The 13111-nt window shown below is 62.3% G+C and carries 16 protein-coding genes and 2 pseudogenes; 9 read left to right on the top strand and 9 right to left on the bottom strand.

Features of this window, described 5'->3' with window-relative positions:
• Positions 1 to 61: 61 nt before the first annotated feature.
• The 3 genes and pseudogenes from K5Y35_RS18875 to K5Y35_RS27925 form a co-directional block, all read right to left on the bottom strand.
• On the bottom strand, positions 62 to 472 hold the full coding sequence (locus tag K5Y35_RS18875; RefSeq protein WP_222832594.1) for an SRPBCC family protein: 411 nt from the start codon (positions 470 to 472) through the stop codon (positions 62 to 64).
• Positions 473 to 502: 30 nt separating this feature from the next.
• The gene (locus K5Y35_RS18870; protein WP_123462567.1) at positions 503 to 1300 is read right to left on the bottom strand and encodes an SDR family NAD(P)-dependent oxidoreductase; all 798 of its coding nucleotides are present in this window, start codon (positions 1298 to 1300) and stop codon (positions 503 to 505) included.
• Positions 1300 to 1455 (bottom strand): annotated as a pseudogene (locus K5Y35_RS27925) (aldo/keto reductase); the annotation flags it as partial. The pseudogene K5Y35_RS27925 and the gene K5Y35_RS18870, both read right to left, overlap by 1 nt.
• Here K5Y35_RS27925 and K5Y35_RS18865 point away from each other — a divergent pair.
• Together K5Y35_RS18865 and K5Y35_RS18860 are read left to right on the top strand one after the other, a co-directional pair.
• Positions 1449 to 1610, top strand: a pseudogene (locus K5Y35_RS18865) (LysR family transcriptional regulator); the annotation flags it as partial. The pseudogenes K5Y35_RS27925 and K5Y35_RS18865 overlap by 7 nt on opposite strands.
• A gap of 98 nt (positions 1611 to 1708) precedes the next feature.
• A complete protein-coding gene (locus K5Y35_RS18860) occupies positions 1709 to 2368 on the top strand; it encodes a methyltransferase family protein (protein ID WP_222832593.1) in 660 nt (219 codons plus the stop codon).
• Positions 2369 to 2397: 29 nt separating this feature from the next.
• On the opposite strand, the gene K5Y35_RS18855 is transcribed toward K5Y35_RS18860, so the two are convergent.
• Together K5Y35_RS18855 and K5Y35_RS18850 are read right to left on the bottom strand one after the other, a co-directional pair.
• The gene (locus K5Y35_RS18855) at positions 2398 to 3066 is read right to left on the bottom strand and encodes an HAD-IA family hydrolase (protein WP_222832592.1); all 669 of its coding nucleotides are present in this window, start codon (positions 3064 to 3066) and stop codon (positions 2398 to 2400) included.
• A 56-nt stretch (positions 3067 to 3122) separates the two neighbouring features.
• Positions 3123 to 3536, bottom strand: a complete 414-nt coding sequence (locus K5Y35_RS18850) for a response regulator (RefSeq protein WP_123462561.1) — start codon at positions 3534 to 3536, stop codon at positions 3123 to 3125.
• Positions 3537 to 3735: 199 nt separating this feature from the next.
• On the opposite strand from K5Y35_RS18850, the gene K5Y35_RS18845 reads away from it, so the two are divergent.
• On the top strand, positions 3736 to 4677 hold the full coding sequence (locus K5Y35_RS18845; protein ID WP_128613689.1) for a class I SAM-dependent methyltransferase: 942 nt from the start codon (positions 3736 to 3738) through the stop codon (positions 4675 to 4677).
• Positions 4678 to 4725: 48 nt separating this feature from the next.
• Here K5Y35_RS18845 and K5Y35_RS18840 read toward each other — a convergent pair whose 3' ends face one another.
• Positions 4726 to 5505 carry a helix-turn-helix transcriptional regulator gene (locus K5Y35_RS18840; RefSeq protein ID WP_123462557.1) on the bottom strand — a complete coding sequence of 260 codons (780 nt, stop codon included), beginning with the start codon at positions 5503 to 5505 and terminating at the stop codon, positions 4726 to 4728.
• A 110-nt stretch (positions 5506 to 5615) separates the two neighbouring features.
• On the opposite strand from K5Y35_RS18840, the gene K5Y35_RS18835 reads away from it, so the two are divergent.
• Together K5Y35_RS18835 and K5Y35_RS18830 are read left to right on the top strand one after the other, a co-directional pair.
• Positions 5616 to 6731, top strand: a complete 1116-nt coding sequence (locus tag K5Y35_RS18835; protein WP_222832591.1) for an extracellular solute-binding protein — start codon at positions 5616 to 5618, stop codon at positions 6729 to 6731.
• Between the two features lie 156 nt (positions 6732 to 6887).
• A complete protein-coding gene (locus K5Y35_RS18830; RefSeq protein WP_222832590.1) occupies positions 6888 to 8006 on the top strand; it encodes a P1 family peptidase in 1119 nt (372 codons plus the stop codon).
• Between the two features lie 264 nt (positions 8007 to 8270).
• Here the strand turns inward: K5Y35_RS18830 and K5Y35_RS18825 are convergent, their stop codons facing one another.
• Complete coding sequence (locus K5Y35_RS18825) at positions 8271 to 8957, bottom strand: GNAT family N-acetyltransferase (protein WP_128613685.1); 687 nt, start codon at positions 8955 to 8957, stop codon at positions 8271 to 8273.
• A gap of 149 nt (positions 8958 to 9106) precedes the next feature.
• On the opposite strand from K5Y35_RS18825, the gene K5Y35_RS18820 reads away from it, so the two are divergent.
• The 3 genes from K5Y35_RS18820 to K5Y35_RS18810 all read left to right on the top strand — a co-directional run bounded on the left by K5Y35_RS18820 (position 9107) and on the right by K5Y35_RS18810 (position 10353).
• Positions 9107 to 9592, top strand: coding sequence for a DUF3592 domain-containing protein (locus tag K5Y35_RS18820; RefSeq protein WP_128613684.1), 486 nt, complete (start codon positions 9107 to 9109; stop codon positions 9590 to 9592).
• 182 nt (positions 9593 to 9774) lie between these two features.
• Positions 9775 to 10098 carry a YXWGXW repeat-containing protein gene (locus tag K5Y35_RS18815; protein ID WP_123462547.1) on the top strand — a complete coding sequence of 108 codons (324 nt, stop codon included), beginning with the start codon at positions 9775 to 9777 and terminating at the stop codon, positions 10096 to 10098.
• 42 nt (positions 10099 to 10140) lie between these two features.
• A complete protein-coding gene (locus tag K5Y35_RS18810) occupies positions 10141 to 10353 on the top strand; it encodes a YXWGXW repeat-containing protein (RefSeq protein WP_222832589.1) in 213 nt (70 codons plus the stop codon).
• Positions 10354 to 10368: 15 nt separating this feature from the next.
• On the opposite strand, the gene K5Y35_RS18805 is transcribed toward K5Y35_RS18810, so the two are convergent.
• Together K5Y35_RS18805 and K5Y35_RS18800 are read right to left on the bottom strand one after the other, a co-directional pair.
• On the bottom strand, positions 10369 to 10926 hold the full coding sequence (locus tag K5Y35_RS18805; RefSeq protein ID WP_222832588.1) for a YceI family protein: 558 nt from the start codon (positions 10924 to 10926) through the stop codon (positions 10369 to 10371).
• 107 nt (positions 10927 to 11033) lie between these two features.
• Entirely contained in the window at positions 11034 to 12392 is a 1359-nt protein-coding gene (locus K5Y35_RS18800) for an MATE family efflux transporter (protein ID WP_123462543.1), read from the bottom strand.
• Positions 12393 to 12502: 110 nt separating this feature from the next.
• Here K5Y35_RS18800 and K5Y35_RS18795 point away from each other — a divergent pair, with 110 nt between their 5' ends.
• On the top strand, positions 12503 to 13078 hold the full coding sequence (locus tag K5Y35_RS18795; protein ID WP_222832587.1) for a chorismate mutase: 576 nt from the start codon (positions 12503 to 12505) through the stop codon (positions 13076 to 13078).
• Positions 13079 to 13111: the final 33 nt, after the last annotated feature.

Below are 13111 nucleotides of genomic sequence, written 5' to 3'. Positions count from 1 at the left end.
AATGATCGACCGCTATCGCGAGCAGGAGGCTCACGCCTGCAAGGGTTTTTGTGGTGTTCAATCAGGCGGGGTAATTGGCCCGCAGGGCTTCGAGACCGCCCTGGTAGATGCCGCTGAACAACGCCACCACCTCCTCCTCACTTACGCCGTTGGCCGTGAAGCGTCCCGACCACGTCACTCGCGCGCCCTGCCCGTGCGCCTCAACCTTGATCGTCGCCAGATAATCCGTGGCCGGGAACGGCGCCTGTTCGATTGAATAGCTGTAGGTCTGCGCTGCGTTATCGAACGTTTGCAGGCGTTCGATCACCACTGCGCCGTCAGCGGTTTGCAGGGTGCGCACGCGCCCGCCCGCGCTCAGCTCACTCTTGGGAATCAACGGCAGCCAGTCCGGCAGCGTGTTGAAGCCGCCGATCAATTGCCAGACCTGATCGGCCGAGGCCGGGATGTCGATCGTTGCTGATGCAGTTGCCATAAATAAAGGTTTCTCCAGAAGACTTCGGTTTCAGATCGCCATGCTGTCGACGACACCGCCATCAACCCGCAGGGCCGCGCCGGTCGTGGCCGAGGACAGCGGCGAAGCGATGTAGGTGACCAGATGCGCAACTTCTTCGACATCGGCCACGCGCTGGATGATCGAGGTGGGGCGAGCCTTTTGCACAAAGGCGTCGGCCTCATCGCGCAGGCTGCGACCGGACTCGGCAGCGGCGTCCTTGAGCATCTGCTCCAGACCGTCGGTGAACGTCGGGCCCGGCAGGATCGCATTGACCGTGACGCCAGTGCCAGCCAGGCGCTTGGCCAGGCCATGCGACACCGCGAGGTTAGCGCTTTTGGTCACGCCATAGTTGAGCATGTCGGCCGGCGTCGCCACACCGGATTCAGAAGACAGGAAAATCACCCGCCCCCAGCCCTGCTCGACCATCGCCGGCACGTAGTGCCGCGACAGGCGCACGCCGGAAATCACGTTGACCTCGTAGAACCGTGTCCACTCGCTGTCCGGGGTATCGAAGAAATCCACCGCGTCGAAGATGCCGAGGTTGTTCACCAGGATGTCCGCCCGCGGTTGTGCAGCGAACAGTTTTTCGGCGCCTTCGGCGCTGCCCAGATCAGCCGTCAGACCGCGTAATTGCGCGCCCGGCACCTTCTGCCGAATGCTCGCCAGCGCCGCGTCAACCTTGGCCGTGTCGCGACCGATCACCACGACCGTGGCGCCGGCTTCGGCCAGCGACTGGCTGATGCCCAGGCCAATACCCGCCGTGCTGCCACTGACAATGGCCAACTTACCGCTCAAATCAATTTTCATCACACACCTCCCAGGTAGGAGCTGCCGCAGGCTGCGATCTGTTGATCCGGCAACGGCGCCCGTTCAGAAACCAGTTTTGCCTCACGCAACACCTGCCAGAACCCGGCCGGTATCACCGCCGCCGACGCCGCGACATCCTCGGCAAGCGCATGTGGCGCGGTACAACTTGAGCGCCGCCGAGCAACTCGAAGGCCTGCGTCAGCGTAGCCTCGATATCGCGTTGGTGAGTGAGCCGCCGACCGATGACGATTCCGACCTGCCCGGTGTTCAGGTGCTCGACGATCCGATGCTGCCGGCCTTGCCCGAGCAGCCGTTGAATGAAGCATCGCCATCGCGAGCAGGCTCACTCCTCCAGAAAAACACTGGCGATCTACACTGAACGGATCAGCCTTTTGCCGTGAGGCCGCCATGAAAATGTCTGCGCAAATGACCGTCGTCGCGATACTCGCCACGCTCGCTTACCTGGGGCTGGCGATGTGGGGCATTGGTGGTGTGGCGGTGTTCTTTTCCCATGGCTCGCTAGTGGTCGTGGCCCTGGCGACGTTGGCGATGGTGATCGCCTCGCTGTTCACCGAAGTGAACCTGAGTTCGGGCGAACGCGAGGACCGGGCCAATCGCTGGGTGATTCCCGCATTCGGCGTGATTGGTTTGATCAGCGGTTTTCTGCCGGCCTACTGCGACCGCCTGAATATCCTCACGCTGGGTGGCGAAGGCATCCGCTGGTTCGGCGCGCTGCTGTTTATCATCGGCGGCGCGCTGCGCTTGTGGCCGGTGTTTGTGCTCGGGCGGCGCTTCAGCGGACTGGTGGCGATCCAGCCGGGGCATCGGCTGGTCACCGATGGCATCTACCAACGGGTGCGCAATCCCAGTTATCTGGGGCTGGTGATCAACGCTGTAGGCTGGGCGCTGGCGTTTCGTTCGCTGGTCGGGCTGCTGCTCGCCGCACTGACCCTGATCCCGTTGATCGCCCGCATTCATTCCGAAGAGGCGCTGCTGCGCGGGCAGTTTGGCGCCGAGTACGACGCTTATTGCGCGCGCAGCTGGCGCTTGCTGCCGGGGGTTTACTGACAGCACGCTCCCACAGGGATTGAGTTGAATCAGTCGGGTTGCAGGCGCAGCTTTCCAGCACTGTCGACGTTGACCTGGACCGCGTCATAACCGGCCAGCGTTGCATGAGCTGTGTGCAGCGGATGCTGATGCGTGGTGGTGATGATCACCAGCGCCGCGCCAGCCGCTTCAGCGGCCTGGATACCGACGGCGGCGTCCTCGAAGATCAGGCAATCACGCGGCTCGAGGCCCAGGCGTCGGGCCGCCAGCAGGTAGCCGGCCGGATCAGGTTTGCCGGCCTGCACATCTTCTGCCGTGATCATCACCGCCGGTTCGGGTATCCCCGCCGCCGCCATCCGCCGCAATGCCAGATCCCGCGGCGCCGAGGTCACCATGGCCCAGCGATCCCCGGGCAGACTGTTGAGAAATGCCGCCGCACCGGGAATCTCGACAATGCCTTCAACGTCTTCGATTTCCGCTTCGGTGATAAACGCCGCTTGTGCTTCAGCGTCCACCCCGGGCAGGTTCAGGCGATTGATCGTGTCGATGGCCCGCACGCCATGAATGGTCGGCAAAAACGCCTCGACATCGACGCCGTGGCGCACGGCCCAGGCGGACCAGATGCGTTCGGCAGCGGCGATGGAGTTGAGGACGGTGCCGTCCATGTCGAACAGAAAGGCGCCGAATGCGCGATTGAATACAGCGTCGTGAACAGGCAAGGGTCGCTTCCTCTGGCAAGGTGCCGGGCACAATAGGCCCGGCAATGTAGCACTTGTCAGTGCAGGCGCGGAGCCTTGGACTTGAATGCGCTGTCCACGCAATCGAGCAACTGGCCGATGGCCCACGGCTTTTTGATGAACGCGACCGGATGCTTGACCCCCGAGGTTTCCGGGGTTTCATAACCGGACATGACCATCACCGGCTTCTCCGGCCAGCGGTCGCCGACGAGGTTGGCCAGATCAGCACCGTTGAGGGTGCCGGGCATGGTGATGTCGGTCAGCAACAGCGCCACTTGCTGCGCGTGCTTTTCCAGGTAAAGCGACGCCGCATCGGCACTGGTTTGCGGTTCGACCTTGAAACCTTCCTCCTGAAGAATTTCGCAAAGAAACTCCAGAATCAACGGGTCATCCTCAACCACCAGAATCAACCCGCCAGGAAGGTGCGCGTTCGCCGTTGGTGTTGGGCACATGGAACAGCACTCCCTGAATTGCATTAACGATTTAGCGGCGTGAATCCGCTGCTTAACTGGTATGAGCAGCGGCTTCTACAGAAATTCACTTTTGATACAGGTCTTTTCCGAAAGAACGCCCAAGACCGGCGCAGACAGACGTCCGCCGCCGCCCGTTTGTGGTTAAAATGCCGGCCCTTTTGCTTGCCGACCCTGACCGATGAACCCTGAAGCCCTCGCCACCCTTCACGCCCATTTGCTGCCCGCGCTGGCGGCGGCACCGAGCGAAACCCGTCGCCTGTTTCACGGACGCGGGCGCTGCTGGCCGGGGCTTGAGCAGGTGACCGTGGACTGGTTGCAGGGCGTGGTACTGGTGTCGCTGTTCAAGGAGCCGGCGCCCGAACAACTCGCAGCACTCAAGGACTTGTTGCTGCAGATCAGCCGTTCGCCGCAGTGGCTGCAGTCTGGCGCGCAGACCTTGCTGATCCAGCATCGTTACCTGCCGCAGAGCACCGCCGAGTGGCTGCTGGGCGAGGAGATCGAGGAAATGACCATCGTCGAAGGCGGCTTGCAGTATCGCGTCGATCTGGGGCGCAAGCAGAACGCCGGGCTGTTTCTCGACATGCGTTACGGGCGCAACTGGGTGCGCGAGCAGGCCAGCGGCAAACGGGTGCTCAACCTCTTCGCCTACACCTGCGGCTTCTCCGTGGCGGCCATCGCGGGTGGCGCCAGCCATGTGGTCAACCTCGACATGTCTCGCGCGGCACTGAGCCGCGGTCGCGACAACCATCGCCTGAACGGCCATGACTTGAGCAAGGTCAGCTTCCTCGGGCATGACCTGTTCAAATCCTGGGGCAAGGTGATCAACAGCGGCCCGTATGACCTGGTGATCATCGACCCGCCGTCGTTTCAGAAAGGCAGTTTTCTGCTGACCAAGGATTACCAGCGCGTGCTGCGGCGTCTGCCGGAGTTGCTGACAGCGCAAGGGACGGTGCTGGCGTGCATGAACGATCCGTCGTTCGGGGCGGACTTCCTGATCGACGGGGTGACGCAGGAGGCCCCGAGCCTGCGCTTTGAACAGCGACTGGAAAATCCACCGGAATTCCCCGATATCGACCCGCAAAGCGGCCTCAAGGCCTTGGTCTTCCAGCGCCACGGCTGACACCCCCGAAAATCCCTGCAGGCTCACGCCTACAGGGACTGTGGTGCATCAGGCAGTGGGTGGACGCAACACCAGCGCAAACAGCTCGCCATGCCCGTTCACATTGAGCTTGTGATAGAGATTGCGCCGGTGGACCTTGACGGTTTCCGGTGAAATGCCCAGCTGCCGGGCCATCGCCTTGCTGGAAAAGCCTTGCAGAATCAGGCGCGCCGTGTCGATTTCGCGCACCGTCAGCCGCGCGTCAAAACGATCGAGCAACGTCGCCAGATCGCCGACCACCGCCTCAACCGGCACGCCCTGCGGCGGCAACAACTGCACATGCCGACGCATCGCTGCCAGGACCCAATCACGTACGCATAACAGCCGGCCCTGCTCGGCCAGGTCGAACCTCGTCGCCCGACCGAGCGACAAACCGAGCACGCCGCCTTCGACGTTGATCATGAACTGCAGCTCATCCTCGCCCACCACCGAGCGAAAATAGCTCTGGTAATACTCGCTGTGCAGAAACTGGTCCGGCGCCACCGAGGCCAGGCTATGCAAACCGTCGGCGATGCCATTCGACGCGGCTTGATAAAACGGATCGAGCAGATACATTCCGGCGCTGTAACCGGCAAGTTCCTGTTGCTCATCGGCGCCGCCCTTGCTGTCGAAGTCGATCAACAATTGCGGTGCCTGAGCGGCTTTCATGACCGCGACCAGCGCGTTGTCCAGCGGCACCAGCAGGCGCAGGGTGTCGACCAGCGCCCGCCAGAAACCGTCTTCGCCGACGCCGCTGAACACCCGCGCCAGGCTCTGATGCACCGGCAATTCCTGCAACAACGCGTCCACGCACTACCCCTTTTGAGTAACCCATGATGGGAATGGGTCAGGCGTGACCGCCCCGATAGGCTGAGCACTCCTGTTCATCACCGGCCTGCACAGGCCAGGAGTGCCGCATCATGCGTCGTCACCGTGGCTATATCAACTTGGGCATCAACCTGGGTCTGCTGGCCTGTATCAGTGTCACCTCGAGCGCGATGGCCGCCGATGCGCCGAGCGTGCACGTTTACAACTGGTACGACTACATCGGCCCGAACACCCTGCACGACTTTCAGCGCGACAGCGGCATTCAACCGGTCTACGACACCTTCGACAGCGCCGAAGTGCTCGAAGGCAAACTGATGACCAGCCGCAGCGGCTACGACGTAGTAGTGGCGAGCAACTACAGCCTGCCGACGCTGATCAAGGCCGGCGCCCTCGCCCCGCTGCCCCGTGAGCAACTGCCGGGCTGGAAAAACCTCGACAACGATCTGCTGAAAAAACTCGCCAACAACGATCCCGGCAACCAGTACGCCGTGCCGTATCTGTGGGGCACCAATGGCATCGGCTACAACGTCGACAAGGTGCGCGCAGCCCTGGGCGACAAGGCGCCGGTGGACTCCTGGGACCTGGTGTTCAACGAAGACAACCTTGCCAGACTCGGCCAGTGCGGCGTGGCGATGCTCGACTCACCCTCGGAAATGCTGCCGGTGGCCCTGCACTATCTGGGGCTGCCGCCGAACAGCACCGATCCCGAGGACTACAAGAAAGCCGAGGCGCTGCTGCTCAAAATGCGCCCGCACATCGCTTACTTCAACTCGTCGAAATTCATCAGCGACCTGTCCAACGGCAACATCTGCGTGGCAGTGGGCTGGTCGGGGGCGATGCTCGAAGCCAAGACCAACGCCGAGCAGGCAGGCAACGGCGTGAAGATTGCCTACAGCCTGCCCAAGGAAGGTGCGCCAGTGTGGTTCGACACCCTGGTGTTGCTCAAGGACGCACCGAACCGCACGCAAGGCCTGGCCTTCATCGACTACCTGCTGCGCCCTGAAGTGATCGCACCGGTCAGTGAGCATCTGTCCTATCCGAACGGCAATCGCGCGGCCACGCCGTTGGTGGCCGCAGCCACGCGCGACAACCCGGCGGTGTATCCGTCTGCCAGCGCCATGGCCACGCTGTACACCCTCGAGCCGCTGCCCAAAGCCACCGAGCGGGTGCGCACGCGGGTGTGGAGCAAGGTCAAGAACGGCCAGTAACCCTCCTGTAGACCACAAAACCCTGAGGGAGCTGGCTTGCCAGCGATAGCGTCCGGTCAGCCAGTATCGTTGTCGCCTGCACGCCGCCTTCGCGGGCAAGCCCGCTCTCACAGCAATCGTGACTTGTTCAGACTATTTATAGAGAGACCAACCTCAATGAAACCTCGTGCCCGCGACCTCAATATCCGCATCGGCCAGTTACCGCCCGGCCCGCTCAACGCCATCACCGACGTGCCCGGCATCCGCGTCGGCCACAGCAATGTGCGCGGGCGCAGCAGCGCCGGACGGGACATCTGCACCGGCGTCACGCTGATCGAACCGCGTCCGGGGTCAACCAACCAGCAGCCGTGTTTCGCCGGTGTGCATGTGCTCAACGGCAACGGCGATGCCACGGGGCTGGAATGGATTCGCGAGGCCGGCCTGCTGACCAGCCCGATCGCCTTCACCAACACCCACAGCCTTGGTGTGGTGCGTGATGCGATGATTGCCCTGGATCGTCAGCAACAACCGGATGACGGCCGGCTCTACTGGAACATGCCGGTGGTGCTGGAAACCTTCGATGGCTTGCTCAATGACATCAACGGTTTCCACGTGCAGCCCGAGCATGTTGCCGAAGCAATGAACAGTGCGGTGGACGGCCCGGTCGAAGAAGGCGCCGTGGGGGGTGGCAGTGGCATGATCTGCCATGAATTCAAGGGTGGCATCGGCACCGCATCGCGGCGTTTGAACGCTGCCCAGGGTGGCTGGACCGTGGGCGCCATCGTGCAAGCCAACCACGGCATTCGCAGTGAGCTGCGGGTCGATGGTTATCCGGTCGGGCGTTACATGGAGCAAAAGGACTCGCCGTTTTTGCGTGCCTCGCTGCCGCATCCGGGCATGGGTTCGATCGTCGTCTGCCTGGCCACCGATGCACCGTTGTTGCCGCATCAATGCACGCGTCTGGCACAGCGTGCCAGCCTTGGCCTGGCGCGGACCGGCGGTGGTAATGAAGACCACAGCGGCGACATTTTCATCGCCTTCGCCACCGGTAACGCTCAGGTGCCACCCGCCGCCTACGAAGGCAAAGGCGCGCCGACCTGCGACGGGTTGCGCATGGTCAATAACGACCACATCAGCGAGCTGTTTCTGGCGGCAACCGAAGCGGTAGAGGAAGCGATCATCAACGCCCTGCTCGCCAGCGACAGCACCGACGGCAACGGCCACTCGGTGCCAGGACTGAATGCCGAGACCCTGCTCGCCGCCCTCGCCCAAGCAGGCTGGCCCGGCGCCCGCTAACATCACTGTTGCCTGGAGGAGCGGCGCTGCCTCGCGGCGCAATCCGCGCGACTGGCGGTACTTGAGCCCGTCCTGCCACGCTCACAGAATGGAATGACGCAGTGACTTGGCTCATCCAGCGCTGCGTAGGCGCGGGTGCTCTGAACCCCAAATCAAGCCCGTGCCTGGCTTCATGCGCATCTTGAGCCTCACGGGCTCTACTTCCTCCCCATCAAAGAGCTTTGAGGCTCTTTTTTTGTCTGCGCGAATTGGCCGGGTACGCAATCAGTGCACGGTGAGGCGCTGGCGCACGAATGCTTCGGTGTGGCGGGTGACTTGATCCAGATGCCGGTCGCGTTGTTTCTCCGCATCGAGCATGGCGCGCTTGCCGTTCTTCTGCAGCAGATAGGTGTGAATCTGCTGCACTTCCAGTGACCGGTAGATCGGCGTGGTGTCGATAAAACCGCGCAGACCGTTGCTGCGGTAATGCCGGGTGCTCATCAGCACCTGTGTCTCGCGCTGCCCGATCACGTCAAAACCCAGCGCCTCGAAATACGGGACTTTGCCGACACTACAGGCCAGTTCGGCATGAGGGTAACGCCCGACCATTTCAGCGATCATCGCCCGTGCCACCCCTTGGCGCCGATGCCCTTCACGCACGGCCATGTACGCCACGCTACAGGCTTCCCAATCGCCCTGCACCGGCAGGTACAGCAGAAAACCGATCAGCTGTTGCGGGTCATCGTCATCGGTCGCCACGAGCAACTCCACCTCGGTGCCCTTCTCGCCGTTCAACGCTTCCAGATACAAATGCACCTCATAACCGACCACGTACTGATAAACGTTGTACAGCAGGTTGCTCGGGCCGAGACCGACCGCGCTGATGTCGGTCAAGTAGTCGACGACCATCTGCAGGATCTGGCTGTTGACGCTTTCCGGGCATGGGGTTTTGTAATGGGTGATGCGTGGCATGGCGAACTCCGACGGTAAAAAGCGTCGCCGACAACCGCGGCGGTCGACGAACCGCGACATCATACCGTGACGCGACCGGCTACCGCCTAAAGATCCCTTTGCGCGGGCCGATGTAACGACCTCTCTCCGCCAAGACCAAGGATCGGGCCATGTATTACCCGCGCGAAGCTGCCAAGGATCACCTCTATAACCGCATCGTCATGTTGACCGTCGCCTGCTGCGTGGTCTTGCTTCTGGCCGGTATGGCCCGTAATCAGGGCATCCTGTATGGCGTGTTGAATCTCAACGGCGTGGACACCCGCGGCACTGTCACGCAGCTGGAAAACATCCCGATGAACAAGAATGGCAAGGTCATCCACTATCGCTATGCCGATGAGCAAGGCCAGGTTCATGAAGGGCAGCATGCCGATGAGCGCTACGCCGAACACACCCAGTACGAAGTCGATGGCCCCATCCCGCTGCTGGTTTCGCGCTGGATGCCTGACAAAAGCTGCATCGCCAGCCAGCTGCAAAGCTACAAGACCGGGTTCTACATCATGACCGGTGGTGTGTTGCTCGCCCTGCTGTTTCTGCTGATCTCGGGCAGGACGTTCTGGCAGATTCAGGCGATGAAAGAACAAGACCGGTTCTATTGAACCCAGGTTCACCTCCCGGCCTCGGCGCGTGCGGCATACCTTGCTGGCGCGCCACGCTGTCAGCCTCGCGCCGCCCTCCTCTCTGAATAAAATTTCATCTGCCGCGCACAGGATCTTTTGCCAATTCGGCGTCCAATTCCTCAACTGCGTTCACTTTTCCACGCAGGCCTTGAGGAGTTGTCATGAGCGTTTTGCGTTCCCTGTCCAAATGGCGAAAAACCCTGCTGCTGGTGCCGCTCACCCTGGCCGCGCTGGCCAGCGCGCCGGTGTTCGCGCAACCGGTGGTGATCGTTCAGCAAGCACCGCCGCCGATGCGCATGGAAGTGATGCCGGGCGCGCGTCCCGGTTATGTCTGGGATCAGGGCCATTGGCGCTGGCAAGGACGCGGTTATGTCTGGGTGCCCGGTCACTGGCAACCGGTGCGCTACGGCGCGCGCTGGAAACCGGGGCACTGGCAGGCTCGCGGGCCTAACTGGGTCTGGATTGAAGGGCATTGGGTGCGTTGATCGCCCGACACGCTGTACACCTCATCTATCGGGAACTTCACCATGTCAAACACCGTTAAATCGCTCCTCGCCGCTGCGCTGGTGGCGATCACCCTGTCCGGTTGCGTGATTGCACCGGCGCGTCCGCACCGGCCACCGCCACCGGTGGAAGTGGTGCCGGTGATGCCTGCACCGGGCTATCACTGGGTCGCAGGCCATTATCGCTGGGGCGGCAATGAGTGGCGCTGGGTGCCGGGGCACTGGCGCGCCTATTGATCCGGGCAGGTGGCGTCACTGCTGTGGCGCCACCACCCGGAACTTGATGGCAATTTCCCTGGACACCACAGTGTCCGCCCACTCCCCCGCACCCAAGCCGAACCTGTCGCGGTCGAGCAACAGTTCACCGTCGAAAATGCCGATGTCACTGTCTGGTTTCAGTTCCACCGGCACCTTCACATCACGGGTGATGCCCTTGAGGGTGAGACGGCCGGCGATCAGATAGTGGTTTGCGGAAACCCGAGTGAATTGGCTGGACTCGAACACCGCCACGGGGAATCTCGCAGTATCGAACCACGCCGGTTTCACCAGTTCGGTATTGGCATCTTCACTGCCGGCGTCGATGCTGGTGAGGTCGATGTGCAAGGTGGTCTGGGCGTTGGCGAGGTTGTCGGTGTCGAGCTTCAGCGTCGCGTCGAACTTGGCGAACGTGCCGTACATCCGCGAACCCATCTGGTTGTACGTGAAACTGATCTGGCTGGCGGCGGTGTTGACCCGGGTGTATTCCACCGCCTGCACGGCGGGAATGGCGCACAGGAACAACGCGGCAACCAGCAACAAACGAATCGACATGGGATTCTCCGGGCAGCGCGTTGTCGTCGGGGGCTCGATTGACTTAAGCAAACATCGGCCGGTTACACCACCCACGCCCCTGCGGCAGCTTCTGCATTTGGCTGTATTCAAACCAGGCGTTCGATCTTCTGATGCTGCCAGACCAGCTTGTAATACAGGGTCTGCAGCACCAGCATCCCCAGATACGCGACCGGGAACGCCATCCACACGCCCTGCAAACCATATTGCCCGTCCAGCCAGTACGCCGCCGGCAACTGCACACCGACCACGCAGATGATTGCGATCGCCACAGGCACCAGCACCGTACCGCTGGCACGCATGATCCCGCCGATGATCGCCTGGAAGCCAAACACCAGCAGGCTCCACAACATGATGTGCAGCAGATGTTCGGCCATGGCGCGGGTGCTGTCTTCAGTCAGGAACAAACCCAGCAACCAGTGCGACAGCAAATAGCCCAGCACAATCAATCCGCCGGTCAGGCACACGTTGATCAGCAGCCCGGTGCGCAGGATCGGCCCCATGCGTTCCAGCCGTCCGGCCCCGATGGCCTGGGCGCCGAGGATCGACGCGGTGATCGCAATCGACAACGCCGGGAACTGCACGTAGTTGACGATCTGGGTCACCGCGCCATAGGCCGCCGTCGCCTGTGAACCATGCTGGTTGACCAGCGCCAGAATCACCAGCTCGGACAACGACAGCACGATCATCTGCACACCGGTCGGCAGACCGATGCGCAGGACCTTGCCGAGAATTGCCGCGTCCAGGCGCAACGCGGCGAAGAACTCGCGATCCGGCGCCAACGGATGCCTCTTGCGAATCAGGCGCCACGCCAGCCACGCCATCGCCGACAGGTTACCCGCCAGTCCCGCATAGGCCGCGCTCTGAATGCCCATCTGCGGCAAGCCGAACCAGCCCCGTATCAGCGCTGGCGTCAGCGCCAGCCCGACGCAGGTCGACACCATCAACGCCAGCAACGGCGACAGCGTATCGCTGACCCCGCGCAGCAACTGTGTGAACAACACGAACACCAGCATCGACGGCAGAATCCACATCATCACGTGGGCATACGCCACCGCATCGTCGAGCACATCCGCCGGCGTGCCCAACCCGGCCAACGCCTGCCGCGCAAAAACGCTGCCGAGTACCGCCGCGACCAGACCGATCAATACCCCCAACAGCAGCGTCGCCCCGGCAATCGCCTTGACCATGTGCGGCTCACGCGCGCCCCATGCCTGGCCGATCAGTACACCGGCGCCGGCACCGAGGCCGATCACCAGGGCAATGAAAAAGAACACGATGGGAAACATCCCCGACACCGCCGCCAAGGCCTGCGTGCCGAGCATCTGACCGATGTAGATGCTGTTGACGGTGCCGGACATCGATTGCAGGAAATTGGACAACACCATCGGCGCCAGAAACAGCAAGTAGGTTTGCCAGAGAGGTTTGATGGCGCTGGGGGTTTGCATTGACTGGAGGTCCATCTCGACACGGGAAGACTGATGCAGGATAGCTTCGGTGACTTGCAAGCGGGGTGCAATTAACATTTGAGCCCTGTGTTTATATTTCAATCGAGGCCATGCCCATGCTCCCGCCGTCACGCCTGCTCTCCTGTGCCTTGCTGGCTCTGTTCGCCGGCACCGCCCACGCCGCCTCAGCCGCAGCGCCCGAGTCGTTGAAACCCTTGTTGATGACCCTGAACGAACGCCTGAACATCGGCGATCAGGTGGCGCTGACCAAATGGGACAGCGGCAAGCCGATTCAGGACAGCCCGCGTGAAGCGCAGATCATTGCCAACGCCCGCGCGCTGGCCGTTGAACGCAAGCTGGATCCTGAAGAGGTTGCACAGTTGCTCGCCGCGCAGATGGAAGCCAACAAGCTGGTGCAGTATGGCTTGCTCGCGCAATGGCAGGCGGCCGGGGCGGCGCCGGACACACCGCGGCCGGATCTGGGCCAGCAGATCCGCCCGCGACTGGATGAGTTGCAGAGCCGGCTGTTGCAGCAATATGCAGCGTTTGCGCCGTATCGCCAGGCTGCGGATTGTCCGGCCTGGGTGATGGAGGCGCGCAAGGGGCTGGCGCGGGATGCACTGCATGAGCTGGCGTTGGTCAGGGCTACCGGGGAGTTGTGTGTTCGGGCCGGGAACTCACGCTGAGCGACGTCAGGATCAAAAGGTCGCAGCCGGCGC

This window comes from Pseudomonas sp. SC3(2021) (genome assembly GCF_019856535.1).
GTDB lineage: Bacteria > Pseudomonadota > Gammaproteobacteria > Pseudomonadales > Pseudomonadaceae > Aquipseudomonas > Aquipseudomonas monsensis.
Note: the sequence above shows the minus strand (reverse complement) of the source record. Positions and strands in the feature narration are given on the sequence as shown.